Origin of the sequence: Spiroplasma endosymbiont of 'Nebria riversi', assembly GCF_018831625.1 — a bacterium.
Taxonomy (GTDB): Bacteria; Bacillota_I; Bacilli_A; order Mycoplasmatales; family Nriv7; genus Nriv7.
The window spans coordinates 50,981-76,736 of record NZ_CP065193.1 but is presented as its reverse complement, the minus strand read 5'-3'; the positions used below and the strand labels follow the sequence as shown (position 1 = coordinate 76,736).

Below are 25,756 nucleotides of genomic sequence, written 5' to 3'. Positions count from 1 at the left end.
AATAAAAAAAATCATCAACTTGATAATTTTAAAAGGCTTTTATGTAAAATTACTGTTTTTACTTTAATTTTTTATACATTAAAATATAATACCGCTGTTTGTTGGTTTGGAGTTAAACCCTTATGTTGGTATTTTCATTTTCAGAGATTTAAATAATTTTGAATATTAGTAAAACCTAAACCATGATAATGAATTAAGGCTTCTTTAAGACTAGATTGTAATTTACTGATTTTATTTAAGTTACGATAACTAGCTTCAGGATTAATTGTTGTTTTAGTTACACATAAAGTAGAATTTGTTTGTTTTGCTACTAAAAAATATAATTTTTGCATATCAGAAGTAATAATTGAATTTTGGTTAATTAATTCTTTGTTCATATTTTCAATAACTCATTGTTTTTGTAAACGTTTGGTGTTTGTGGATTTAACATAAATATTGTTATTATTATCAACTGCTATTTGAATACAGCATTTAGTATTATTCGCAAATGGGTCAAGGTGAATTCTTCGTGGATCAGTTTTATGTTTGAAATTTCCTTTATGAATTTCTTTAATAAATGTTTCATCGATTTGGATTTTACCAGATAATTTTTTAAATTTTAATTGGGTATTTTCTAATTGTTTTGATTTCATTAATTTTTGACGATTATATCAAGCAGTTTTTAATGTAGTTTTAATAAAACGAGAAATTGTTTTACTAGATTGCCCCAACAATGAAATTTGAATCAATAAATTTCATTGTTCATAATTTAAATGACTTCAATAAATAAAATGATTACGAAAAGCGTCAAAACTTGCATGGCAATTTTTACATAAATATTTTTGTTTTCCTTCTGAATTATGTCCATTTTTAACGCAATGGTAAGATTCACATTTAGGGCATTTAATACCTCGCGCTCTAAATTTTTGATCAATTTCATTTAAACGTTTTTGTTTTTTTATTAATTCTGCTTGTTGTTTTACTTTTTCATAAAATTCTAAAAATTGATCATCTGTTAAAGTATTTACTAGTTCTTGAATTATTTTTTCCATAATTATTATCCACCTCTATCATATTAAAAATATACCTAAAATTAGGTATATTCAATAAATATCAAGAGTTTTTTACAAAATTAAAAGAGTTTTCTACAAAATTAAAAGAGTTTTCTACAAAATTAAAATCTAAGTATAGTATAATTGGGTAATAAACAAGTAATCGGCATCGCGAGGGTCAGAATGAAAGATATTGATAAATTTTCTAATAATAAAAAATATCTTACTTGATTTAAAAAACTTGGTCAAGTTTTTAAAAATATTTTTATTGGTAATACTGTTAATAAGAAAATTTTGCGAAATTATTTATATGCTGTTTTGGTGGGAACAATTTTATTAATGACACCTTGAGCTGTTAGTAAGACTTATCAATGAAATTTTTTAACAGCATTGTTTACTGCTTCAAGTGCATTTTCTGATACTGGATTAAGTTTAATATCGCCAGCTAAAGACTTAACTTTTTTTGGTCAAATTGTTTTATTGTTGCTAATTCAAATTGGTGGTATTGGAATTATGACTTTAAAGATTATTTTGTTTATTGTAATTGGAAAAAACATTAGTATTGAAGAAAGAATGCTTTTGCAATCAGAAAGAGGTAATACTAAACTTGGTGGCACTGTCCAGTTAATTAAAAATGCTTTTTATGTTTTAGCAATTGTGGAAATTACTGGTGGCGTGATGTTATTTTTTTATTTTTATTTTACACCGATTGATTATTTAGATTCTTTAAAATCACAATCAATTAATTCGATTATTGAACTATTAGGAAAATCGTTTAACACGCCAGATAAATTTAAAGAAATGTTAATTACTAAGGTTTCTGATTGAGAAAATTTTGTTACTGCGGGCAAGGAATTTCCTAATGAATTAGCACGAATTATTAATGGTGTTACTAATAAATATAATAATAATGTTGTAGGATTTTTACAAATAATTGATAATGATTATTTGCAACAATTAATTACTAAGAATTTTAATGTTACCTATCGAAATTTTGGTAGTAGTTTTTGATCAGGAATTTTTCATTCGGTTTCAGCTACTAATAATGCTGGTTTTGATATTATTGGTCCTAATTCTTTAAGTCCCTATCGGACACAATATTTTGTTCAAGTAGTTTTTTTAGTTCAACTGATTATTGGTGGTATTGGTTATCCTGTTTTTTATGATTTAAAGCAAAAATCAGTGGCGCGTTATCGTGGTATTAAAGTTAATTTTTCATTATTTACTAAAATAAGTGTGATATACTATTTTTCAATTTCTTTTATTGGTATTTTAGCAGTAATTTTGGTTGAATATTTTGTGCCAACAAAGCTTAGTAATACTTTTATTAATGGTGGTATTAGAAATGTTACTAATACTAATGCTGAAACTTTAATGGCGATTATTTTTAATACTTTTTCAACAAGAAGTGCTGGATATAGCACGATTGATATTAGTTATTTTAAATCGCCCTCAAAGTTTATTTTTTCGATTTTGATGTGAATTGGAGCGTCACCTAGTTCTACTGGTGGTGGAATTAGAACGACAACGCTAGCATTAGTTATGGTGAGTATTATTGCTAGTGCGACACGAAAAAATAATATTAATATGTTTAAGGCTAAAGTTCCTAATGAGACAGCAAAACGCGCAACAGCAGTTTTTATTATGGCGATTTTAATTGTCTTTTTGGCGTCTTTAATTATTATTAGCGAAAATGTGCAGGTGCCGATTGTTGAGGCTTTGTTTATATCTTCATCGGCATTTGGAACGGCAGGTTTAACAATGATTCCTGATTTTGGCCTAAGTTTTTCTGATTATAGTGTTATAAGTAAATTATTTTTAATTAGTTTAATGTTTATTGGTCAATTAGGAGTATCAAATACTTTATTATTAGCAGCAAGAAAAAATGAAATTGAACGATTTGCATATTTAGAACAAGATGTGCCTATTGGTTAGGAGAAAATATAATGGCAGTTATAATGGATGGAAAAGTGATTGCTAATGATATTCAAAATAATTTGAAAAACAATATTAGTAATTATTTAGAAAAAAATTTACGAAAACCGCATTTAGTAGTATTTTTGGTGGGAACAGAAGAAGCATCAAAAGTATATGTTAATCACAAAATAAAAGTTTGTGAAAAGTTAGAAATTCAAGTTAGTTTAAAAACGTTTAATGAAAATGTTAGTGAGCAGGATTTATTAACAGTAATTAATAAAGTAAATAATGATGATACGGTTGATGCGATTTTGGTGCAGTTACCATTACCTAAACATCTTAATAAAAATCGGATTTTAGATCATATTAATGCTCGTAAAGATGCTGATGGTTTACATTATATTAATGCAGGTAAGTTATTTCAAGGGTTAAAAACGATTGCTCCTTGTACCCCATTAGGAGTAATTAAACTGTTAGAAGCATATAATATTGATGTTTTTAAAAAAACGGTTACAATGGTGGGGACAAGTAATCTTGTTGGTAAACCTTTGGCTATTATGTTGCACCATTTAGGAGCAACAGTTACATTATGTAATGAAAATACTGTTGATTTAAAAAAGCATACGATTGGTAGCGATATTGTTATTAGTGCTGTTGGTGTTGCTAATTTAATTGATGAAACAATGGTTAAAGCTAATACGATTGTAGTTGATGCGGCTATTGTTCGTAATTTGGAAACAAATCGGATTTGTGGTGATATTAAGTTTGATATGGTTAAAGAAAAAGTTAGTTATATTACTCCGGTTCCTGGTGGTATTGGGCCAATGACAATTGCAATGTTAGTAACTAATGTTTATGACTTGTATGTTATTAATATGAATAAGAAAAATTTGAATGTTGTTAATATGAATAATAAAACTTTAATTGTGGAGTAGTAATTTATGTGAAATCATTTAGAAATTGTTAATCAAGATTTATTTATTCTTATTAGTTTTTTATTAGGGATTATTTTTGTTGCTTATCTGACTTTATCTTTATTGTGATTGATATTTTCTTTTATTAAAAAAGGTAATAGTAAAAATCGTGATGGTGGTGAATATTTAGAAGCTATTTTTCGTCAAGAAAAATATCATTTTAAAATTAAAATAACTAAAGTAACGACGCGTTATTTTAATTTTAAATATTATAAACAAGAAGTTAATATTAAAACTAGTGATTATTATAACGATAGTATTTTTCATATTTATAATTGTTTAACTTATGTTGCAAAAATAAAATGAAAAAAAATGGTAAAAGCTATGTATTTTTTATTCATCTAGCAAATTTTATGTTTATTTTTGCATTATTATATTTTAATTTTGTCGAAAACTCTTGATAAAATAAAAAAAATCATCAACTTGATAATTTTAAAAGGCTTTTATGTAAAATTACTATTTTTACTTTAATTTTTTATACATTAAAATATAATACCACTGTTTGTTGGTTTGGAGTTAAACCCTTATGTTGGTATTTTAATTTTCAGAGATTTAAATAATTTTGAATATTAGTAAAACCTAAGCCTTGATAATGAATTAAGGCTTCTTCAAGACTAGATTGTAATTTACTGATTTTATTTAAGTTACGATAAATAGCTTCAGGATTAATTGTTGTTTTAGTTACACATAAAGTAGAATTTGTTTTTGTTTTGCTAATAAAAAATATAATTTTTGCATATCAGAAGTAATAATTGAATTTTGGTTAATTAATTCTTTGTTCATATTTTCAATAACTCATTGTTTTTGTAAACGTTTGGTGTTTGTGGATTTAACATAAATATTGTTATTATTATCAACCGCCATTTGAATACAGCATTTAGTATTAGTTGCGAATGGGTCAAGGTGAATTCTTCGTGGATCAGTTTTATGTTTGAAATTTCCTTTATGAATTTCTTTAATAAATGTTTCATCGATTTGGATTTTACCAGATAATTTTTTAAATTTTAATTGGGTATTTTCTAATTGTTTTGATTTCATTAATTTTTGACGATTATATCAAGCGGTTTTTAATATAGTTTTAATAAAACGAGAAATTGTTTTACTAGATTGCCCCAACAATGAAATTTGAATCAATAAATTTCATTGTTAATAATTTAAATGACTTCAATAAATAAAATGATTACGAAAAGCGTCAAAACTTGCACGGCAATTTTTACATAAATATTTTTGTTTTCCTTCTGAATTATGTCCATTTTTAACGCAATGGTAAGATTCACATTTAGGGCATTTAATACCTTGTGCTCTAAATTTTTGATCAATTTCATTTAAACGTTTTTGTTTTTTTTTATTAATTCTGCTTGTTGTTTGACTTTTTCATAAAATTCTAAAAATTGATCATCTGTTAAAGTATTTACTAGTTCTTGAATTATTTTTTCCATAATTATTACCCACCCCTATCATATTAAAAATATACCTAAAATTAAGTATATTCAATAAATATCAAGAGTTTTATACAAAATTAAAAAAAAAAATCACCATTTCAAAAATTACAAGAGTTTTTAAAAAATTAAAACCGCATAAAAATTTATTAAGTATATAAAAATTTAAATTTATAATAATAGCAAAATATTTTTATCAGAATTTAATTTTTTAATTCAATCGTTGAAAATAGTGCATAAGTATTATTTTCATGCACAGCACCATAAGAATCCGCACTAACCAAAATTTTTAAATTTAAATCAGCAAAACCATCATTTCTTTTTAAAATATTAAATTCTAATATTATTGTTCCATTTTGATGATCTCAACCTGTTTTTGAACCATGAGGTTCAGATTTTCAATAAGTAATCACTTGATCAGTTTCTTCTTTTTTATCCAAAAATATTTCTACTGATCGATAGGAGGATGAATAATCATTCCATTCAAAAGAACCTTTTAATAAGATAAAATTTAAATTTTTTTTAATATCTTGTCATTTAAAATTATAGTCTTCTGTACTTCCTAAATTGGAAAAAACATGTTCAGTTTTATCTCCAGTTATCCCAACTGAAGCACGAATATTAATATTTGTATCTATAACTATCATATTTTGATTAATTTCATTTGTATCAATATTATAAGTTTGTTGTTTTTGTTTATTTATTGGAGCATTGCCAACAATACCCCGCATTCCGCTCCCCTGCTATTGTTATTGTTCCTAAGATTCCTAATAATGGTATGGCAACCCATTTTTGGACAGCTTTTTATGTAGACTGTCATTTTCTAAATTCAACAGGCGTTAAATAATTTAAACTGCCATGTATTATAAGATTATTGTATCAATTAACAAAATCAAATAATTCGCATTTTAATTGTGTTAAATTTTCAAATTTTTTACCCTTGATAAATTCCGTTTTAAAAGTTTTGTAAGTTGTTTCAGCCACAGCATTGTCATAAGGACAACCCTTCGCACTCAATGATCTTTTAATATTAAAGGTTATTAAAATTTCATCAATGATTTTATTTTTGAACTCATTACCACGATCAGTATGAAATAAAGTTATTTTATTTAATGGTCGTGTTATTTTATGAAAAGCTTGTTGAACTAGTTCAGCGGTTTTGTTTGGTCCGGCACTATAGCCAATTATTTCTCGATTAAACAAGTCAATTAATAAACAAATATAATGTCATTTTCCTCCAACTTGCACATATGTTAAATCACTAACAACAACTTAATTAGGTTTTTTGTTATTAAATTGACGATTTAAAACATTACTAATTTGGTCATTATTAACCATTGTTTTATGATTACGATATTTTAATTTGGTGTATTTAGAAACCAAATTATTTTTGATCATAAGGAATCTGATTTTTAGACGTGATAAGATAATATCTTTTCTCATTAAAACAGCTTTAATTTTACGAGCACCATAAATTTTACGACTTTTATTAAATGCACTGATAACTTCTTCTTCATAATTATTAACATCATACTTAACACAATTATTAGTTTGATAATAATATGTTGATTTTGCTATTTTTAATATTTGACACATTTTTAGCGCGGGATATTTTTCTTTATTATTGTTAATATAATTCCTATTTTTTGCCAATTATCAGTGCTGCTTGCTTTAAAATGTCATTTTCCATTCGTAATTGTTGGTTTTCTTTTCGCAAGTAAATTAATTCATTTTCTTCGACAGTGCGATTATCTTGCACTTTAAATGATCCAAAATTATTAAAATTTTCAATTCACTGATATATGGCTGATTTTGAAACCCCGTATTTTTTAATAATTTCAACAATGCTTTGGTATGGCAACCCTTTTTATTCTTAATAACTAAACAACTTTTCATTTTTTCTCCTTTCTATTTTAACAAAATAAAAAAGCAACAATTTGGACGCATAAAGTTTTGTTAGGTAGGAAAATATTTGAATAAGTATTAAGGCAGTCAGCAATGATTGTCTTTTTATTTTATAAGTTGTTAAAAATTTGTTCTTTGAAAATGAAATACAAGTGAATTAATAATGTTGGTATGTATTAAAGCACGATAAATTGTGGGTGGTCGCCATAACCAAAAGAAGTTTACCAGTTAATAGACAATACCCTATTAGCTATAGCAATTTGTTTCGTTTTGCAATAAAAAAATGAATGGGTGGATTTCCTAAAAATATACACGCTATTAAATTAGTTCCAAGGGTAGGATGCGGACATTAAAGTGTAGAAATTTCTTTTAATTTTGTCGAAAACTCTTGATATTTATTGAATATACTTAATTTTAGGTATATTTTTAATATGATAGAGGTGGATAATAATTATGGAAAAAATAATTCAATAACTAGTAAATACTTTAACAGATGATCAATTTTTAGAATTTTATGAAAAAGTCAAACAACAAGCAGAATTAATAAAAAAAAACAAAAACGTTTAAATGAAATTGATCAAAAATTTAGAGCACAAGGTATTAAATGCCATAAATGTGAATCTTACCATTGCGTTAAAAATGGACATAATTCAGAAGGAAAACAAAAATATTTATGTAAAAATTGCCGTGCAAGTTTTGACGATTTTCGTAATCATTTTATTTATTGAAGTCATTTAAATTATGAACAATGAAATTTATTGATTCAAATTTCATTGCTGGGGCAATCTAGTAAAACAATTTCTCGTTTTATTAAAACTAAATTAAAAACTGCTTGATATAATCGTCAAAAATTAATGAAATCAAAACAATTAGAAAATACCCAATTAAAATTTAAAAAATTATCTGGTAAAATCCAAATCGATGAAACATTTATTAAAGAAATTCATAAAGGAAATTTCAAACATAAAACTGATCCACGAAGAATTCACCTTGACCCATTCGCAACTAATACTAAATGCTGTATTCAAATGGCAGTTGATAATAATAACAATATTTATGTTAAATACACAAACACCAAACGTTTACAAAAACAATGAGTTATTGAAAATATGAACAAAGAATTAATTAACCAAAATTCAATTATTACTTCTGATATGCAAAAATTATATTTTTTAGTAGCAAAACAAACAAATTCTACTTTATGTGCAACTAAAACAACAATTAATCCTGAAGCTAGTTATCGTAACTTAAATAAAATCAGTAAATTACAATCTAGCCTTAAAGAAGCCTTAACTCATTATCACGGTTTAGGTTTTACTAATATTCAAAATTATTTAAATCTCTGAAAATGAAAATACCAACATAAGGGTTTAGCTCCAAACCAACAAACAGCGGTATTATATTTTAATGTATAAAAAATTAAAGTAAAAATAGTAATTTTACATAAAAGCCTTTTAAAATTATCAAGTTGATGATTTTTTTTATTTTATCAAGAGTTTTCGACAAAATTAAAAGAAATTTCTATATATAGGGGTACGCTAAGTTTAAAATTATTAAAATCTTTATCTAATAATAATAAAAAAACAAAATTTAATAACAAAGCTTGTTAAACACTTATATATCGCAGATTTAAGTGTTTAAAAAACTAAGTTAACTAACTTAGTTAATATAACTTAGTTTATCTATAAGAAAGGTAATTTATTATGAAAAACATTGAAAACATTTTCTTAAATACTAAGAAATATCTTTTAAAAGAAACACAAAACGCAATGCTTATTAAAGCGCCAAAAATTCCATGATTTAATGAACAAATCGGTATTTGGTTTCCAAAACGATTTGTTTATAAAGGAAAATATGAAAATTCTATTTGTGTCGGAATAATCAAGGATAGTAAATATCAAATAATTTCAATTAATCAAAAAGAAAATGAAACCAAATTAATTAAAGAACAAGAATTATTAAGCTTCTTCATTGCCAAAAAAGAAGAAAACAAAAAAGATATAAATTATAACTATTTTAAAGGAGTTTAAAAATGAATATTGCGACTGGATTAATATTTATTATTATCAGCATCATGCTATTGGCATATTTTGCTTATAAAATTTATGTCAAAATAAAAATTAGAATTAAATATAAAAACGCCATTAAAAATAATACTGGTAATTTCACGAAAGACGAAAAAGTATTTATTGCCCGCTTTGAGGAATGAGTTAAAGCTCCTAATTCAAAAGAAAATAACGCGGATAAAAAATAATGTTTTGAAAAATTATCATGGAATTCTTAGAACTGTTTATTCCGATAGAAAAAATGCCTGCACAAGTTGCTTTTATTGCCGGATTAATTATTATCATCACGTTTCTTTTCGCATTAATTTCAATTATGTATTTAACAATAAAAATTATTTTTGGTAGATAAAAAATGAAAGTAAATTTAAAATAAATTAATTGAGAACAAATAAAAGTGTATTTTTGGGATTTATTTATTCAAATTACAACTATTCCGGCTCATATTAGTGGTGGTAAAGAAATTGATTTAACTCAAGAAACACTTTGACTTTTAATAGCAAACATTGCTTTTTGATTCTTAACAGCGATTATGGTGTGATTTATTCTAATGCTACTTTGAAAAACCATATCAGTATTTAGATAGGGAAAAAATTAATGTCAAGAAGTTACATTGTGATGCATTCCCAAAGAAATTCAAAATTAATTAGGAAAAAATATAATCGTGTTAAGGTTAATCGTGGTTTTAACAAATTTAAGAAAAACTTTGAATATAAATGATGAATGTTTTAAAAAGAAAGGGGGTGATTATATGGTTTGGAACTTTCTTAGCAGGAGAAGCACCAGCAACAGTAGAAAAAATAACAGCTAGTGACGCGATGACTAAATTATGAAATGCAATTATAACGGCTTTTACTAAAATGTGAGAAATTATTGCTGTTAATATGCCATAAGTCGGTAACTTCTTTGCTGATTACTGAATCTTCATTTTTCCATTTATTTTGGCAATATTCTTTATTTGCTTTAAAATGTTTGAAAAATTACTTGGAGCGGAATTTGATATATTTACAACGGTTATTTTAAAAACATTGTAAGTTATTTATTTTTAGCGGGTCGTATTTTAATTTTCCTTTTTAAAATCAGTAATTTAACACAAATTAACAAAGTTATTAATTTTTTAAAAAATTCACCATTAAACATCGTTATTGGTTCATTAGGAACTGGAAAAACCGCTTTTCTAGTATACGCATCAAAATTACTAAAAAAGAAGAAATATCATATCGCATCAACTTTCCCATTACTAGAAACCCAAAAATTAAGTTTAGGGCATATGGGATTATTAGACTTTGATTATCCGGTATTGCCAGACAAAACCTTACTTTTATGAGATGAAACCAATTTATTTTTAGAAGGAACTGATTGAGAAAAAAATAATACCAAAAACGAGGAAACCGGTATCCAAGAATATTTCTCTCTGGCACGCCATTTTGGTCATATTGTTTTCGCTAGTGGGCAAAGAGATAAACATATATGAGTTAAAGTTCGTGATATTGCTAATAATGTGATTGTGGGGATTCGCAAAAAACCAGTTAATATTTTCCGCCCTTACTTAAAAGTCATCTATGGTACCTTTACGGGCATTGAAGAATATGAACGCTTACGAAACACTTTAATTGATGCTAAAAATAGTAAAAAGGGTCGTCGCATTAAATACCTTGATATTCCTGAACTTGATATTTATTTTTTTAAACTAAAAATCCCTCTACCAATATTAAACACTTACAATTCTTTTTACCTAGCATTTTTAAGAGATTACTTAAATTCAAAAGTAAATCCTGACTATGAAGACAAATACTATAATGACACCGCAATTGATTTAGAAGACTTAGAATATTTAAAAATGGATAAATTTAGCAAATTTTTAAGAAAAATGAAAGAAAAGGAATAATAAAAAATGGAAAATCTCGCAAAAATGGCCGACTTTCTGGGTCAAATGCTTTATAAGGTTTTTGACTTAATTTGAAGTTTAGAAGTGCCGGGAACGAATATTCAATTAATATTTCCTTTATTCTTAACGCTGGCTGTAGAATTTCTTATGGCAATTATTCTTGGATTTGGTAGTCAACAAGTTAATTTAGAAAAACAACGCCAATATGCGGTTAAAAATAAAGGGCGGTTAAGTGCGTGAGGAAAAGCTAAAAAACAAATAAAACCAATAAAAACAAAACAAGGTAAATAAAAATGTTTAAACTAATTATTATTTTTATCTTAATAGCTGTTCTTGGACTTTTAGCTAGTAGTCATTTTGAAACTTTAACGAACTATATTAGCGAGGGTCTTGCCAATTTTAAAAATTTTATTACTAGCAATTTAACAATTTTAGAACTTTTTAAACCAATGGCCCGAACATTTTCACAACACCCAATTTTTAACATTCTTGGTTTAACTTGTGTACTTATTGCTTTATTTATTGTGATTAAAGATAGGTAAAAAATGGAAAAACGAACTAAAAACCAAGAATTAGAAATAGAAAATAACAAATTAAAAATTGCTAATGTCATATTAGAAGATAGTGTTAATAATCTTAAATACATAATAATGGAAAAAAATAAAGAAATTTTAAAACTAGAAAAGTAAAATATTATTCATGTTAATCAAATATCAGAATTAATAATTAAAAATGAAAAATTAAAAATTTTTAAACACGAAAGGAAAATTAAAATGAAAAAACTTTTAGGAAAATTATTCAAAAAAGATAATTCAAAAGAAAAAACACCATTAAGATTAAAAATTAAAAATTCTTTTAAAAAGCAGTGGTTAAAAGTATCATTAAGTATCATTTTCATCTTTATAAGCTTATTAATTTGTGCATTAACAGCAATCGATACTAAATGAATAACTGGAACAAGTAACGAATTTAATAATTTTATGAATAAACAGATGGTTGATTTCTTCGGCAAGTTCAATAGCGATATTATGCTGGCAGGAATATTTGTTTTTTGATGAGGCGGAGCAATATATTTTGCAATTAAATTTGAAAAATTAGTCCGCTTTATTATTCAGAAAATTAAAGCAAAAAGAGCCTTAAAAAATGAAATCAAAAAAACTCATTAATTCTTTAAAAAAATATTGATGGAAAATTTTACCTTACATTTTTATGATTACTATCTTTTTCATCCCATTTTTAAAATTGGAAATTAATGATTTGAAATTATTATATGAAAAATTTGAAGCATTAATTTCACTTATGATACTAGTATATTTAGATATATGCATTACAATATCGGTAGTTATAAACTGTAGCATTGAGTGACTTATTAAAAAAATCAAAACTAAAAGAACAACGAAAAATAAAATATTTTAAAAAGGAGTGGTAAAAATGTTTATGAAAATATTTACCGTTTTAATTATTGGTTTCAATAACATTTTTACCATTCCCCAAAACATTAACAATGACAAAACAATAGTACAATCACTAATTAGAAATAAAAGACAAAACAATAAAGTTTATGATTTTGAAATCAGAAACTTAGAAAAAATAAGATTTTTAACGGAAAGGCAAGACCACGACCTTTTAAAAGTTGAGATAACAACAGAAGATAATATAAAAGCAAATATAGATAAACAATTATCAAATTTAAAAAATGTAAAAATTTTTAGTTTAGAGTTTAATGCAGAGCTTGTAAATAACAGAATTAAACAAAAAGACTTTCAAAAAATAACAAATACTTATGGAACAAAAATAGATACTTCGGGTTTAAATTTTTATACCTGAATGATTAAAATACCCAATAAAACAATAAGAATTAAAGCACAAGGAACAGAATTACTAACTTTTGAACATGGTAATACTAACAATTATAGATTAAATAAAACAAATAATTTTGAAATTGAAATTAAAAAAGATAGTACCGACATTAACTTACCAGCAACAACCACTAATTTTGACGGTAACCATAAATACGACGATGTTATTGATAATCTTGACTATTTAATGATTCATCGTGGTGATTTTGATAAATTTAATTACTCTTATCTCTATTGAACAGCAATATTTAATTTCATTGATACTTTAGAAAAAGGTTATTACAAAGAATTTACGATTAAAAATTATGGTTTTAAAAATGAAAGCTATTTTTATCAAAAAAATTCAACTATTTTACCAAACTCAGAAATAATCGACCCTACAAATGCAACCAAAATTGAAGTTATAAAAAAATTAAAAAAAGACTTAATGAAACAATCAACAATCTTGCTGGTGTAAATAATGCAATTGAAGGCATCGACTATAATACAGAAATTAAAGATAACGACAACAATTACTTAGATGATAGGGCTACTTTTAATTTAACAACAGACAATGTCGCCGACAGAACATTTACCGTTAAATTTATTGCAATTGAAACAAAGTACACAATTGCAAGGAACAAATACGATTAAAATGGTCATTCCGAAACAAGAGGATACCAAGGATAATGTCCTTAAAATTAAAGCTTTTAACAAAACCCTAATTGCTGGAAATAATTATTTACAAATTACTACACGGTGAAAGTGAAATCTGAAAATATGACACTGCAAATGCTAACGATTATTACCTAATTAAGTATCTTTTTGGTACCTTAAATTATCTTAATGTTAAATTTAGTTTTTTGAGATACGACCCTGAATTACGAAATGACATTTACCTTTATTTTAAAAACAACATTCCTAGCATTAACAACAGCGATTACAAAAATGTTTTTGACGAAATCTATGAAATCCTTGGTAACTTCTTTGCCAGTTTATTTTATGCTACTTTTGATATGGATGAAAAAACTCATACCAAAATCGATTTTAAAGGCGTAGATAACTATAAAAAGAACCACTTTATTCAAATTGGTTTCTTTTACCGCTCGTTAATTACCTTTTATCCAAAAAAATATTTAATCAATGTTACTGGTAATTCAGAATTACTACTAAGAAGTTATTTTTTTACTTTTGACAAAAAAACGCACCAAGATAATTATAATGCCATTAAAAACAACAATAGCATTTATCAAATTGATTTTAATGTTCTTAAATCTTATGACAATAAAATGATTAAATTGTCAGCCAGCAACACTGATAATAATATTAATTATCTTAACACCGACATTGATATTTGTTATGGTATTAATATTTTTACCTTAACTTTTCCACTTTATCACAAAGATAATACTTCTAAATATAATTTTAAAATTTATGACTTTAATGTGCTTAATTCAACGGCATTTATCCCTGATGGTTCCACCAATTCAGAATGGGATGACCTAATTCCACCGCCAAATTGCAAATATTCCGGACGATGAATACCAACATTTAATGATACTGGTCCTACCATTCAAAATGCTGGTATTAAAATGCTAAACTGAATGCTTACAGCGTCACAAATCATTACAATTTTACGCCCGTTAGCAATCATTGCAAAAGCAACAGTTAACTTTTCAACCGCCATTTTTCCAATTTTTAAAACGGTACCAGCTTTTTACTATACCTTTCAATTTTTAATCGGTTTTGCCATTTTTCTAATGATATTAAGGATTTTCGTATAATATATATATAATTGAAAAAATAAAGTAATAAAGGAGTTAAAATAATGAAAATTTTAAATATAATAGCTCTTTCAACATTAACAATATTACCAATAGTTGGCTGTTCTAAAAAAGAAAATAAATCAGTAGTAGAACAAAAAAATAAAGATAACGAAAACAAAGTTTATGATTTTGAAATCAGAAACTTAGAAAAAATAAGATTTTTAACGGAAAGGCAAGACCATGACCTTTTAAAAGTTGAGATAACAACAGAAGATAATATAAAAGCAAATATAGATAAACAATTATCAAATTTAAAAAATGTAAAAATTTTTAGTTTAGAGTTTAATGCAGAGCTTGTAAATAACAGAATTAAACAAAAATACTTTCAAAAAATAACAAATACTTATGGAACAAAAATAGATACTTCGGGTTTAAATTTTTATACCTGAATGATTAAAATACCCAATAAAACAATAAAAATTAAAGCATAAGGAACAGAATTACTAACTTTTGAACATGGTAATACTAACAATTATAGATTAAATAAAACAAATAATTTTGAAATTGAAATTGAAAATCCGTAATAACTAAATTCAAAATTGGGATAGCACAAGCACAATCTCACATTTAATGATAAAATTTGAGGACAGAGCAGAGTCAGAGTGAATTTAAGTTAATTACTTAGAGACACAGTTAATTGGACAGCCTCATTTCTTTCTTTCCAAGAAAGATGGCTTTTTACGATAACAACACCTTTAAACAACTAAGCAACTTTTTCATTTTTTATATTTTAATAAAATAAAAACCAGTAATTAATTAAAATTACTGGTTTGAATATTTTTTATTTTTACAAGAAATTTAAACTTGTTGTGCTTGTTTCAATTAAAGTTATTTTTCTAAATAGCTAATATCGTTTTTATAAAATCTTATACTATAGTAGTAACTGTATTTGTTCTTACCGGCCCTTCTCTTTCTGATGAAAAAAATGCTTCACCGTTAAATGTTATTTTATCATTGTTTTTATCTATAGTAATTTCATTGGGTAATAAACTATATTTTTTTAAAATTTGCATTACTTCTGTAATTGATAATGTAACTATTTGTTCTTTATTGTTGTCATCAATTATTTTGGCAGTAATATTTCCTGTAATTTTTTGTTTTAAATTTAATATAATTTCAGATTCAATTATTCTTACTGGATAAGTAATTTTTAATTTTTCATTAGGATTAAGTTCAAATTTATCAGCGGGTTCCTTAAAAATACTTAAAATTATTTCTTGTTCTTGTTTATTTTTGTTTGATAAATCAAATTCATTTGATAATACATTAATGATTTCAGAATTTTTATTATTTATATTTGTAAAATCTGTTAATTTCATTTCATCATCAGAATTTATGTTTCAACCATTTAATTTATTTTCTTGTTTTGTTTTAGTTAATCCTGTTGTAATTTGAAATACTAATTTTGATTTCGAATTATATTCATAAGCAGGTACATTAAATGATCTTGTATTTGAAGATTAATTCATAATTTCTCAATCAGAACAAACATGTTTATGAACATTAGATCATGAAAATTAATTTTCTTGTTTTGTTATTTCAGTATTTGAAAAATTTAAATTATTAATATCAATATATTTTATTTCTTTAAATTTTAAATTAGGGCTTTCATCACGAAACTTAAAAAAATACTGCTCTTTTAATTAATTCATTTAAATTAATATCTTTTATTTAATCTTTATTTTTAATTTTATAATTAACAGTAACTTCACCAAAATATTTACCATTGTCCTTTGCTTTAATTGTAGCTGATGTATCTGTTTTATTAATAATTTCTAATTGTGATATATCTAAATCAGGATTTAAATAATTTAATTCATTTAAAATAATTTCATCATTAATAATGTTATTAAATCTTAAATTATTTATTTGAATAATAATATTTAAAAGCATTTTAGTTTTAGTTATTGCAAATGCATCACCACTTTTTTGTTCAATTATAATAGAACTAACTGCTTCATTTATACCATTTATTTTATGTGGTTTTCATGAATTATCATCATGCATAAAATAAAGGCCATCATCTGTTGCAAAATAAAGACTATTAGCTTTTACGCTATCAGAAATATCATTTTGATAAACAGATATAGAATTAATAAATCCTGATATTTTAATAATTTTTCTAGCACCATAATCACCAGGTGTATTACTAATAAAATAAGATTTTCCTGTTTTATGTAAAAAACCACAGACTTATGACAAGCACAAGCAGTTTTTTAAAAAAGGGATGATAAGTTATAAAATGACGCAAGAAATTTTTAAAAATAATTTATAATTAAATTCCGAGGTAAAAAGATTACAGATTAATTTTTTGGAGAAAGGCTGTTGATTATTTGGTAAATTTTATTAGTTAGTAAAAATTAACGAAAGGAATTTAATTAATATGAAAATATGGATAGGTTGCAATAAGTTGGACCATATTTATGTGGATTTTCAAATAAAATAAAATTATTGATGAAATTTTAAGCACTTTTAAAATTAAAAGATCATTAAGCAATAGGGGGTGTCCTTATAACAACGCTGTGGCTGAAACAACTTACAAAACTTTTAAAACGGAATTTATCAAGGGTAAAAAATTTGAAAATTTAACACAATTAAAATGCGAATTATTTGATTTTGTTAATTGATACAATAATCTTAGAATACAGGGCAGTTTAAATTATTTAACGCCTGTTGAATTTATAAAATGACAGTCTACATAAAAAGTGTCCAAAAAAGGGCTGCCATACCATTATTAGGAATCTTAGGAACAATAACAATAGCAGAGCAGGGAAGCGGAATGTTGGGTATTGTTGGCAATGTTCCAATAAATAAACAAAAACAACAAACTTATAATATTGATACAAATGAAATTAATCAAAATATGATAGTTATAGATACAAATATTAATATTCGTGCTTCAGTTGGGATAAATGGAGATAAAACTGAACATGTTTTTTCCAATTTAGGAAGTACAGAAGACTATAATTTTAAATGACAAGATATTAAAAAAAATTTAAATTTTATCTTATTAAAAGGTTCTTTTGAATGGAATGATTATTCATCCACCTATCGATCAGTAGAAATATTTTTGGATAAAAAAGAAGAAAATGATCAAGTGATTACTTATTGAAAATATGAACCTCATGGTTCAAAAACAGGTTGAGCTCATCAAAATGGAACAATAACATTAGAATTTAATATTTTAAAAATAAATGATGGTTTTGCTGATTTAAATTTAAAAATTTGGGTTAATGCGGATTATTATGGTGCTGTGCATGAAAATAATACTTATGCACTAGTTTCAACGATTGAATTAAAAAATTAAATTCTGATAAAAATATTTTGCTATTATTATAAATTTAAATTTTTATATACTTAATAAAGTTTTATGCGGTTTTAATTTTTTAAAAACTCTTGTAATTTTTGAAATGTTGATTTATTTTTTTAATTTTGTAGAAAACTCTTGATATTTATTGAATATACTTAATTTTAGGTATATTTTTAATATGATAGAGGTGGATAATAATTATGGAAAAAATAATTCAAGAACTAGTAAATACTTTAACAGATGATCAATTTTTATAATTTTATGAAAAAGTCAAACAACAAGCAGAATTAATAAAAAAACAAAAACGTTTAAATGAAATTGATCAAAAATTTAGAGCACAAGGTATTAAATGCCCTAAATGTGAATCTTACCATTGTGTTAAAAATGGACATAATTCAGAAGGAAAACAAAAATATTTATGTAAAAATTGCCGTGCAAGCTTTGATGCTTCTCGTAATCATTTTATTTATTGAAGTCATTTAAATTATGAACAATGAAATTTATTGATTCAAATTTCATTGCTGAGGCAATCTAGTAAAACAATTTCTCGTTTTATTAAAACTACATTAAAAACTGCTTGATATAATCGTCAAAAATTAATGAAATCAAAACAATTAGAAAATACCCAATTAAAATTTAAAAAATTATCTGGTAAAATCCAAATCGATGAAACATTTATTAAAGAAATTCATAAAGGAAATTTCAAACATAAAACTGATCCACGAAGAATTCACCTTGACCCATTCGCAACTAATAATAAATGCTGTATTCAAATGACAGTTGATAATAATAACAATATTTATGTTAAATCCACAAACACCAAACGTTTACAAAAACAATGAGTTATTGAAAATATGAACAAAGAATTAATTAACCAAAATTCAATTATTACTTCTGATATGCAAAAATTATATTTTTTAGTAGCAAAACAAACAAATTCTACTTTATGTGTAACTAAAACAACAATTAATCCTGAAGCTAGTTATTGTAACTTAAATAAAATCAGTAAATTACAATCTAGTCTTAAAGAAGACTTAATTCATTATCATGGTTTAGGTTTTACTAATATTCAAAACTATTTAAATCTCTGAAAATGAAAATACCAACATAAGGGTTTAACTCCAAATCAACAAACAGCGGTATTATATTTTAATGTATAAAAAATTAAAGTAAAAATAGTAATTTTACATAAAAGCCTTTTAAAATTATCAAGTTGATGATTTTTTTTTATTTTATCAAGAGTTTTCGACAAAATTAAAAAAAAAAGATAACTTAGTTATCTTTTTTTTATACTTTATATAGAATTAAATTCTTTTGCGTTTTAATGTTCTTAAAGCACGAGTTGACATTTTAACTTTTTTTACTTGGCCATCAATTTCCACTTTTACAGTTTGTAAATTAACATTTCATTTTCTTCTTGATGCATTCATGGCATGAGAACGCTTATTACCAGACAGAACACTTTTACCAGTTATTTCACATTTTCTTGACATTTTAGTTCTCCTTTATAAAATAAATATCACAACAATAATAATATCATACTTATTGAGCTTTTCAACAATTAAAAGAACGCATAAAGTTTTGTTAGGCGGATAAAGGTTTGAATAAGTATTAAGACAGTCAACAATGATTGTCTTTTTATTTTATAAGGTGTTAAAAGTTTGTTCTTTGAAAATTAAATATAAGTGAATTAATAATGTTGGTATGTATTAAAGCACGATAAATTGTGGGTGGTCGCCACAACCAAAAGAAGTTTACCAGTTAATAGATAACACCCTATTAGCTATAGCAATTTGTTTCATTTTGCAATAAAAAAATGAATGGGTGGACTTCCTAAAAATATATACGCTATTAAATTAGTTCCAAGGGTATGATGCAGACATTAAAGTGTAGAAATTTCTATATAGAGGTATTCTAAGTTTAAAATTATTAAAATCTTTATCTAATTAAAAAAACAAAATTTACTAACAAAGCTTTTTAAACACTTAAATCTGCGATATATAAGTGTTTAAAAAACTAAGTTAGTTAACTTAGTTAATATAACTTAGTTAATATAACTTAGTTAATATAACTTAGTTTATCTATAAGAAAGGTAATTTATTATGAAAAACATTGAAAACATTTTCTTAAATACTAAAAAATATCTTTTAAAAGAAACACAAAACGCAATGCTTATTAAAGCGCCAAAAATTCCTTGATTTAATGAACAAATCGGTATTTGGTTTCCAAAGCGATTTTTTTATAAAGGAAAATACGAAAATTCAATTTGCATTGGAATAATAAAAGATAGTAAATATCAAGTAATTTCAATTAATCAACAAGAGCAAGAAACAAAATTAATTAAGGGACAAGAATTATTAGGTTTTTTCATTGCCGAAAAAGAAAACAATAAAAAAGATATAAATTATAACTATTTTAAAGGAGTTTAAAAATGAATATTGCGATTGGAATAATATTTATTATCATTTGCATAATGCTATTGGCATATTTTGCTTATAAAATTTATGCCAAAATAAAAATGCGAATTAAATATAAAAATGTCATTAAAAATAATACTGGTAATTTCACAAAAGACGAAAAAGTATTTATTGCTCGCTTTGAAGAATGAGTTAATGGTATGGCAACTTCAAATCTCGTAAAGATTTTAATCTTTTATCATTAGCAAACATAAAATATGAACATAAAACATTATAATGCGTTCAAGCAGTATTTGGCGAATCAAAATAAGTTTTTATCTTTTTTTTTATATTTCTAATGTCATCAATTTCATTTTTATATAAATTTAATATTGATCTATATGTTTTGATTTTATTTGTTGAATAATTATTTCTTTTAAAAAAATTAATATATTTTTCCGTTTTTTATCCTTTGAATATTTAAGTTCTATTTATATTTTTTTATTATTGGATGGGTTACAATAAGTTGGACCATATTTATGTGGACTTTCAAATAAAATAAAATTATTAAGAAAGTAGGAAGATAATAATGGGGAAAAACTCATATTCAAATGAATTTAAAAAACAAATTGTCATGCTTTATCAAAACGGAAAAAGCATTGTTGAAATTATTAAATAATACTGAATTTCAAAATCAGCCGTATATTAGTGAATTGAAAATTTTAATAATTTTGGGTCATTTAAAGTGCAAGATAATTGCACTGTCGAAAAAAATGAATTAATTTACTTGCGAAAAGAAAACCAACAATTACGAATGAAAAATGACATTTTAAAGCAAGCAGCACTAATAATTGGCAAAAAATAGGAATTATTAACAATAATTATTAACAATAATAAAGAAAAATATTCCGTGCTAAAAATGTGTCAAATATTAAAAATAGCAAAATCAACATATTATTATCAAACTAATAATTGTGTTAAGTATGATGTTAATAATTATGAAGAAGAAGTTATCAGTGCATTTAATAAAAGTCGTAAAATTAAAGCTGTTTTAATGAGAAAAGATATTATCTTATCACGTCGAAAAATCAGATTCCTTATGATCAAAAATAATTTGGTTTCTAAATACACCAAATTAAAATATCGTAATCATAAAACAATGGTTAATAATGACCAAATTAGTAATGTTTTAAATCGTCAATTTAATAACAAAAAACCTAATGAAGTTGTTATTAGTGATTTAACATATTTGCAAGTTGGAGGAGAATGACATTATATTTGTTTATTAATTGACTTGTTTAATCGAGAAATAATTTGCTATACTGCCGTGCCAGACCAAACAAAACCGCTGAACTAGTTCAACAAGCTTTTCATAAAATAACACGACCATTAAATAAAATAACTTTATTTCATAATGATCGTGGTAATGAGTTCAAAAATAAAATCATTGATGAAATTTTAATAACCTTTAATATTAAAAGATCATTGAGTGCGAAGGGTTGTCCTTATGACAATGCTGTGGTGGCCGAAACAACTTACAAAACTTTTAAAACGGAATTTATCAAGGGTAAAAAATTTGAAAATTTAACACAATTAAAATGCGAATTATTTGATTTTGTTAATTGATACAATAATCTTAGAATACATGGCAGTTTAAATTATTTAACGCCTATTGAATTTAGAAAATGACAGTCTACATAAAAAGTGTCCAAAAAAGGGTTGCCATACCATTCTTTATAAAAACAAACACTAATAAAATAACATAAAAAAGAAGTCGATTTTTAATTTTTTAAAAAATATATTGCGATTTTTAATGTATAAATAATTCTTTATACAAAATAAAACACATTAAAAAAACCAGTTTTTAACTGGGTTTTAAACTATGATTTTAATAATTTATAAATGTTTTAAACAATACAAAAGCATTAGTTATTACTTAATAAATAGAAGTATTTATTACACTTTCTTACTAATTGTTAATATTCCATAACCACCTATGACTTTAATTTTAGCTTCACCATTAGTTAACAATTCATTACTAATAAAATAATTATCATAGGCTTTTAAAAGATAATTATCTTTTAAAGGATATTTAAAATTAATTAATGATAATGTTGTATCAACTAAAGGTAAAAAGTCAAAATAACAATCTTCATACTCATTAGTTGCAAATGTCATTGTTTTATTAACTAATTGTAAAATATTATTAGTATTATAAATTCTTAAATCATATTTTTGATATTTAATTAATAAATTAATTAAAGCATAAATCATTCCTCAACGATAACCACTAACTATTAGTTTAATGCTAGTAGCCTGCATTGCAATCGCTTTTTTAATAGCATATTCGCTATCTAAAATATCTTTATCTTGCGGTAATATTTCAATATTTTTAACATGCTTTTTTATTATTTCTAACTGTTCCTTACTAGTGTGGTCAAAATCAGCACAAGCTAAAACAATCGGATAATTCTCGTTAATTAGCTTTATGGCTCCTTGTTCAACAGCAATAAATTGACAATCTTTTCACTTTGATAAATCAATATTAATATTTTGACAAACAATAACAAAACAATTTTGCTTAATCATTTTTTAATTCCTTAACTGCCTGTTTCATATGTGAATGTTGCATTAAATAACTCCCAACAACAACAATATCAGCCCCTTGCTTTTGACATAATTTAGCAATATCAGTATTAATACCCCCATCAACTTGAATTAAACAATGATAGTTATTAATAACAATTTTGGTTTTTAAATTTTTAATCTTATCTAACGATGCCATTATAAATTTTTGTCCGCCTTTACCAGGGACCACGCTCATTAAAAGAACGGCATCTAATTGTTCTAAATATGGCTCTAATACTTCAATTGGTGTTGTTGGATTTAAAGCTAAAACCTTTTTAATTTTATTATCTTGACAAAAACTAATGAATTCTTTTATTTGCTCTGGTGTTAATGCTTCATAATGCATCGTAATACTACTAGCTTTAGCTTCAATATATGGAATTAAATATGTTGTCATATTACAATTAACTTTTACCATCAAATGACAATCAATAAAAATATCAAAATATTTAGTAATATCTTGTAATATTTTAGCTCCAAAACTTAAATTATTAACAAAATTACCATCCATAACATCATAATGGATTCAATCAATATTTGCTTCTTGTAACTGTTGTAATTGCTTTTTTAAACACAAATAATTAGCATTTAAAATACTAGCAGCAATAATAAGTTTTTTCATTATTTAGTACCTTCCTTTTTCTTGTAATTGTTTTTGTTCTAAAACTTTAATATAATCATCATAAATAAATTGAGGAATATCTTTATTAATTAATGCTTGTTTAACACCACATTTTGGTTCTTTTCAATGTCGGCATCGCCGATAATGACAATTAACAAGAAATTTTTTAAAGAACCGGAATGAACCCGCTATTTCTGATAATGATATATCATTCAACGAAAATGATGAAAATCCTGGTGAATCAATAATTCTAATATTATTTGCCATAATTATTAATTCATTATAAGTTGTCGTATGTTTACCACGATTTAAAGCCTTAGATATTTCTTGCGTTCTAATTTTAAGTTGTGGATCTAACATATTTAAAATTGAAGACTTCCCGACCCCCGTTTGGCCACTTAAAATTGAAATCTTATCAGTTGTAACTTCCTTTAACTTTTCTCATTGATTACTTGGCTGATTAATCGATAAAGTTAAACATTCATAACCTAATTTTTTATAACTATAAATATAATCATAAACCTTATCACCAGATAATAACAAGTCGGCTTTAGTAAAAACTAAAACTACTGCCAAACTGTGGGCTTCAACTCATATTAAGTACTTATTAAGTAAAAAATTACTAAAATTAGGTTGTTTTAAAGCACTAACAATAATAACTTGATCAATGTTGCTTACTGCTGGTCGCATTAATTGATTTTTTCGGGGGTGAATTTCAATAATTGTTGCTTGCTTTTTTTGTTCATTAATAACTTCAATAGTTACAACATCACCAACAAGAATTTTTTGATTAGATAATCTTAAAACTCCTCTTGCTTGACAATGATAAATTTCATTATTGATAATAACATTACAAAACTCACTAATAACGCGAATGACTAAACCAATCATATACTATAAAATACCAATAATAAGAAAACAAGAAAAATAAAACTAGTAATAATAGCGATCATCATTAGAAACTTAGGAGTTAAAAAATATGACATTAATTGCTCACGATTTTTAATAAATATCTTTTGCTTTCGGTTATCGCGTGTTAAAACAATGCAATTTTTCAATTTTAAAGGTTTTATTTTAGCATTACTAATATCTTGTAATGCTTTAATATCTTGACTTACCGCCTTAATACTTTGATATCTTTCCTCACAATTTTTAGCCGTTGATTTAATAATAATGTTCTCCAATGCTTGTGAAATATTTGGATTAATCCTTCTTGCGCTCGGCAATGGTTCTCTAACTTGCTTTACCGCTACTAATGTTGGATTTTGACCATTGAAAGGACAAGAACCAGTTAATAATTCAAATAACACAATTCCTAATGAGTAAATATCACTACGATGATCAATTTGTAATGACTGGACAGTTTCTGGCGATATATATTTTGCTGTTCCCACAATTTTAGTTGTTGTTGTCTTATCATCATCAGTAATAATTGCAATTCCAAAATCAGATACTTTAATTTTACCATCAAAAGATATTAAAATATTTTCTGGTTTTAAATCACGATGAACAATATTTCCTTGATGGGCAACAGCGACACCATCTAAAATGCTTTGAAAAATCTGTAAACATTCTTTAATTGATAATGGTCCGGTTCGTAGTAATTGATCTTTTAATGTATAACCTTCAACTAATTCTAAAACAATACATCAGCGGTTATCTTGTTCAAAAACATCATAAACTTCAACAACATTATCGTGGCGAATTCTCGTTGTTGCTTCCACTTCTTTATAAAATTTCTTTAAAACTTGTGAATTATTAGCTGCTTGTTGATTTAAAATCTTAATCGCTACAATCCGATTTAAAAAACTATCATTAGCCCGATAAACATCTGCCATCCCACCACTAGCAATTTTATTAATTATTTGATATCGTTGTTGTAAAATAATACCATTTTCTATTTGCATCCGTCATAACTC

General features: G+C 25.0%; 35 protein-coding genes and 3 pseudogenes. 24 read left to right on the top strand and 14 right to left on the bottom strand.

All coding sequences use genetic code 4. From position 1 onward, the window contains the following. Window positions 1-71: 71 nt before the first annotated feature. Complete coding sequence (locus tag I5Q57_RS00695) at window positions 72-1,031, bottom strand: IS1/IS1595 family N-terminal zinc-binding domain-containing protein (RefSeq protein WP_215826342.1); 960 nt, start codon at window positions 1,029-1,031, stop codon at window positions 72-74. A gap of 183 nt (window positions 1,032-1,214) precedes the next feature. On the opposite strand from I5Q57_RS00695, the gene I5Q57_RS00690 reads away from it, so the two are divergent. The 3 genes from I5Q57_RS00690 to I5Q57_RS00680 are packed head-to-tail and all read left to right on the top strand — an operon-like array spanning window position 1,215 to window position 4,267. After that, entirely contained in the window at window positions 1,215-2,966 is a 1,752-nt protein-coding gene (locus I5Q57_RS00690; protein WP_215826341.1) for a TrkH family potassium uptake protein, read from the top strand. Window positions 2,967-2,977: 11 nt separating this feature from the next. Then, complete coding sequence (locus tag I5Q57_RS00685; RefSeq protein ID WP_215826340.1) at window positions 2,978-3,883, top strand: bifunctional 5,10-methylenetetrahydrofolate dehydrogenase/5,10-methenyltetrahydrofolate cyclohydrolase; 906 nt, start codon at window positions 2,978-2,980, stop codon at window positions 3,881-3,883. Window positions 3,884-3,889: 6 nt separating this feature from the next. Further along, entirely contained in the window at window positions 3,890-4,267 is a 378-nt protein-coding gene (locus tag I5Q57_RS00680) for a hypothetical protein (RefSeq protein WP_215826339.1), read from the top strand. A gap of 336 nt (window positions 4,268-4,603) precedes the next feature. Here I5Q57_RS00680 and I5Q57_RS00675 read toward each other — a convergent pair whose 3' ends face one another. From I5Q57_RS00675 to I5Q57_RS00650, 6 genes are all read right to left on the bottom strand, one after another. Next, a complete protein-coding gene (locus tag I5Q57_RS00675) occupies window positions 4,604-5,056 on the bottom strand; it encodes a hypothetical protein (RefSeq protein WP_215826338.1) in 453 nt (150 codons plus the stop codon). Between the two features lie 12 nt (window positions 5,057-5,068). Further along, the gene (locus I5Q57_RS00670; RefSeq protein ID WP_215826337.1) at window positions 5,069-5,383 is read right to left on the bottom strand and encodes an IS1/IS1595 family N-terminal zinc-binding domain-containing protein; all 315 of its coding nucleotides are present in this window, start codon (window positions 5,381-5,383) and stop codon (window positions 5,069-5,071) included. 181 nt (window positions 5,384-5,564) lie between these two features. Next, window positions 5,565-6,092, bottom strand: a complete 528-nt coding sequence (locus tag I5Q57_RS00665) for a hypothetical protein (protein WP_215826336.1) — start codon at window positions 6,090-6,092, stop codon at window positions 5,565-5,567. Between the two features lie 73 nt (window positions 6,093-6,165). Next, window positions 6,166-6,618, bottom strand: a complete 453-nt coding sequence (locus tag I5Q57_RS00660; protein ID WP_369806582.1) for an IS3 family transposase — start codon at window positions 6,616-6,618, stop codon at window positions 6,166-6,168. 15 nt (window positions 6,619-6,633) lie between these two features. Then, the gene (locus I5Q57_RS00655) at window positions 6,634-6,957 is read right to left on the bottom strand and encodes an IS3 family transposase (protein ID WP_215826334.1); all 324 of its coding nucleotides are present in this window, start codon (window positions 6,955-6,957) and stop codon (window positions 6,634-6,636) included. 43 nt (window positions 6,958-7,000) lie between these two features. Further along, on the bottom strand, window positions 7,001-7,222 hold the full coding sequence (locus I5Q57_RS00650) for a helix-turn-helix domain-containing protein (protein ID WP_215826333.1): 222 nt from the start codon (window positions 7,220-7,222) through the stop codon (window positions 7,001-7,003). 475 nt (window positions 7,223-7,697) lie between these two features. Here I5Q57_RS00650 and I5Q57_RS00645 point away from each other — a divergent pair, with 475 nt between their 5' ends. The 13 genes from I5Q57_RS00645 to I5Q57_RS00585 all read left to right on the top strand — a co-directional run bounded on the left by I5Q57_RS00645 (window position 7,698) and on the right by I5Q57_RS00585 (window position 15,312). After that, window positions 7,698-8,681, top strand: a complete 984-nt coding sequence (locus I5Q57_RS00645; protein WP_215826332.1) for an IS1/IS1595 family N-terminal zinc-binding domain-containing protein — start codon at window positions 7,698-7,700, stop codon at window positions 8,679-8,681. Between the two features lie 288 nt (window positions 8,682-8,969). Next, window positions 8,970-9,296, top strand: coding sequence for a hypothetical protein (locus I5Q57_RS00640; RefSeq protein WP_215826331.1), 327 nt, complete (start codon window positions 8,970-8,972; stop codon window positions 9,294-9,296). 2 nt (window positions 9,297-9,298) lie between these two features. Then, window positions 9,299-9,520, top strand: coding sequence for a hypothetical protein (locus tag I5Q57_RS00635; RefSeq protein WP_215826330.1), 222 nt, complete (start codon window positions 9,299-9,301; stop codon window positions 9,518-9,520). A 206-nt stretch (window positions 9,521-9,726) separates the two neighbouring features. Further along, a complete protein-coding gene (locus I5Q57_RS00630) occupies window positions 9,727-9,915 on the top strand; it encodes a hypothetical protein (RefSeq protein WP_215826329.1) in 189 nt (62 codons plus the stop codon). Window positions 9,916-10,072: 157 nt separating this feature from the next. Further along, window positions 10,073-10,222, top strand: coding sequence for a hypothetical protein (locus tag I5Q57_RS00625; RefSeq protein ID WP_215826328.1), 150 nt, complete (start codon window positions 10,073-10,075; stop codon window positions 10,220-10,222). Window positions 10,223-10,599: 377 nt separating this feature from the next. Beyond that, on the top strand, window positions 10,600-11,217 hold the full coding sequence (locus I5Q57_RS00620; RefSeq protein WP_215826327.1) for a hypothetical protein: 618 nt from the start codon (window positions 10,600-10,602) through the stop codon (window positions 11,215-11,217). A 6-nt stretch (window positions 11,218-11,223) separates the two neighbouring features. Beyond that, window positions 11,224-11,508: a hypothetical protein gene (locus tag I5Q57_RS00615; RefSeq protein WP_215826326.1), complete on the top strand. Its 285-nt coding sequence runs from the start codon at window positions 11,224-11,226 to the stop codon at window positions 11,506-11,508. A 2-nt stretch (window positions 11,509-11,510) separates the two neighbouring features. Next, window positions 11,511-11,759, top strand: coding sequence for a hypothetical protein (locus I5Q57_RS00610; RefSeq protein WP_215826325.1), 249 nt, complete (start codon window positions 11,511-11,513; stop codon window positions 11,757-11,759). 3 nt (window positions 11,760-11,762) lie between these two features. Beyond that, window positions 11,763-11,906, top strand: a complete 144-nt coding sequence (locus tag I5Q57_RS00605; RefSeq protein WP_215825981.1) for a hypothetical protein — start codon at window positions 11,763-11,765, stop codon at window positions 11,904-11,906. Window positions 11,907-11,990: 84 nt separating this feature from the next. Beyond that, window positions 11,991-12,383, top strand: a complete 393-nt coding sequence (locus tag I5Q57_RS00600) for a hypothetical protein (RefSeq protein ID WP_215826324.1) — start codon at window positions 11,991-11,993, stop codon at window positions 12,381-12,383. A 265-nt stretch (window positions 12,384-12,648) separates the two neighbouring features. After that, window positions 12,649-13,533 carry a hypothetical protein gene (locus tag I5Q57_RS00595; protein WP_215826323.1) on the top strand — a complete coding sequence of 295 codons (885 nt, stop codon included), beginning with the start codon at window positions 12,649-12,651 and terminating at the stop codon, window positions 13,531-13,533. A 247-nt stretch (window positions 13,534-13,780) separates the two neighbouring features. After that, window positions 13,781-14,839, top strand: a complete 1,059-nt coding sequence (locus I5Q57_RS00590) for a hypothetical protein (protein ID WP_215826322.1) — start codon at window positions 13,781-13,783, stop codon at window positions 14,837-14,839. A 44-nt stretch (window positions 14,840-14,883) separates the two neighbouring features. Continuing rightward, window positions 14,884-15,312 (top strand): hypothetical protein, encoded by a 429-nt coding sequence (locus I5Q57_RS00585; RefSeq protein WP_215826321.1) that lies wholly within the window; start codon window positions 14,884-14,886, stop codon window positions 15,310-15,312. A 435-nt stretch (window positions 15,313-15,747) separates the two neighbouring features. Here the strand turns inward: I5Q57_RS00585 and I5Q57_RS00580 are convergent, their stop codons facing one another. Together I5Q57_RS00580 and I5Q57_RS00575 are read right to left on the bottom strand one after the other, a co-directional pair. Continuing rightward, window positions 15,748-16,200: a hypothetical protein gene (locus tag I5Q57_RS00580; RefSeq protein WP_215826320.1), complete on the bottom strand. Its 453-nt coding sequence runs from the start codon at window positions 16,198-16,200 to the stop codon at window positions 15,748-15,750. A gap of 352 nt (window positions 16,201-16,552) precedes the next feature. Then, window positions 16,553-16,888 carry a hypothetical protein gene (locus tag I5Q57_RS00575; protein ID WP_215826319.1) on the bottom strand — a complete coding sequence of 112 codons (336 nt, stop codon included), beginning with the start codon at window positions 16,886-16,888 and terminating at the stop codon, window positions 16,553-16,555. Between the two features lie 434 nt (window positions 16,889-17,322). Here I5Q57_RS00575 and I5Q57_RS00570 point away from each other — a divergent pair. The 5 genes and pseudogenes from I5Q57_RS00570 to I5Q57_RS00555 all read left to right on the top strand — a co-directional run. Beyond that, a pseudogene (locus tag I5Q57_RS00570) lies at window positions 17,323-17,583 on the top strand (IS3 family transposase); the annotation flags it as partial. Beyond that, window positions 17,568-18,188: a hypothetical protein gene (locus I5Q57_RS00565; RefSeq protein WP_215826318.1), complete on the top strand. Its 621-nt coding sequence runs from the start codon at window positions 17,568-17,570 to the stop codon at window positions 18,186-18,188. The pseudogene I5Q57_RS00570 and the gene I5Q57_RS00565, both read left to right, overlap by 16 nt. Window positions 18,189-18,369: 181 nt before the next feature. After that, complete coding sequence (locus I5Q57_RS00560; protein ID WP_215826317.1) at window positions 18,370-18,525, top strand: hypothetical protein; 156 nt, start codon at window positions 18,370-18,372, stop codon at window positions 18,523-18,525. Further along, window positions 18,479-18,592: pseudogene (locus I5Q57_RS09805) on the top strand (hypothetical protein); the annotation flags it as partial. The gene I5Q57_RS00560 and the pseudogene I5Q57_RS09805, both read left to right, overlap by 47 nt. A gap of 102 nt (window positions 18,593-18,694) precedes the next feature. Next, window positions 18,695-19,351 carry a transposase gene (locus I5Q57_RS00555; RefSeq protein WP_246534700.1) on the top strand — a complete coding sequence of 219 codons (657 nt, stop codon included), beginning with the start codon at window positions 18,695-18,697 and terminating at the stop codon, window positions 19,349-19,351. 144 nt (window positions 19,352-19,495) lie between these two features. Here the strand turns inward: I5Q57_RS00555 and rpmB are convergent, their stop codons facing one another. After that, window positions 19,496-19,684 (bottom strand): 50S ribosomal protein L28, encoded by a 189-nt coding sequence (gene rpmB, locus I5Q57_RS00550; RefSeq protein WP_215826316.1) that lies wholly within the window; start codon window positions 19,682-19,684, stop codon window positions 19,496-19,498. Between the two features lie 609 nt (window positions 19,685-20,293). On the opposite strand from rpmB, the gene I5Q57_RS00545 reads away from it, so the two are divergent. The 3 genes and pseudogenes from I5Q57_RS00545 (at window position 20,294) to I5Q57_RS00535 (ending at window position 22,288) form a co-directional block, all read left to right on the top strand. Then, entirely contained in the window at window positions 20,294-20,620 is a 327-nt protein-coding gene (locus I5Q57_RS00545) for a hypothetical protein (RefSeq protein WP_215826315.1), read from the top strand. Window positions 20,621-20,622: 2 nt separating this feature from the next. Continuing rightward, on the top strand, window positions 20,623-20,853 hold the full coding sequence (locus I5Q57_RS00540; RefSeq protein ID WP_215826314.1) for a hypothetical protein: 231 nt from the start codon (window positions 20,623-20,625) through the stop codon (window positions 20,851-20,853). Window positions 20,854-21,176: 323 nt separating this feature from the next. Then, window positions 21,177-22,288: pseudogene (locus I5Q57_RS00535) on the top strand (IS3 family transposase). Between the two features lie 255 nt (window positions 22,289-22,543). Here I5Q57_RS00535 and I5Q57_RS00530 read toward each other — a convergent pair. From I5Q57_RS00530 to I5Q57_RS00515, 4 genes are read right to left on the bottom strand one after another with little or no spacing between them, the layout of a single operon-like run. Further along, a complete protein-coding gene (locus tag I5Q57_RS00530; RefSeq protein WP_215826313.1) occupies window positions 22,544-23,176 on the bottom strand; it encodes a motility associated factor glycosyltransferase family protein in 633 nt (210 codons plus the stop codon). Then, the gene (gene rpe / locus I5Q57_RS00525; protein ID WP_215826312.1) at window positions 23,169-23,837 is read right to left on the bottom strand and encodes a ribulose-phosphate 3-epimerase; all 669 of its coding nucleotides are present in this window, start codon (window positions 23,835-23,837) and stop codon (window positions 23,169-23,171) included. Before rpe ends, I5Q57_RS00530 begins: the two co-directional genes overlap by 8 nt. A gap of 3 nt (window positions 23,838-23,840) precedes the next feature. After that, the gene (gene rsgA / locus I5Q57_RS00520; protein ID WP_215826311.1) at window positions 23,841-24,728 is read right to left on the bottom strand and encodes a ribosome small subunit-dependent GTPase A; all 888 of its coding nucleotides are present in this window, start codon (window positions 24,726-24,728) and stop codon (window positions 23,841-23,843) included. Further along, window positions 24,716-25,744, bottom strand: a complete 1,029-nt coding sequence (locus I5Q57_RS00515; RefSeq protein ID WP_215826310.1) for a protein kinase domain-containing protein — start codon at window positions 25,742-25,744, stop codon at window positions 24,716-24,718. The genes rsgA and I5Q57_RS00515 overlap by 13 nt, the downstream gene beginning before the upstream one ends. Between the last annotated feature and the right edge of the window lie 12 nt (window positions 25,745-25,756).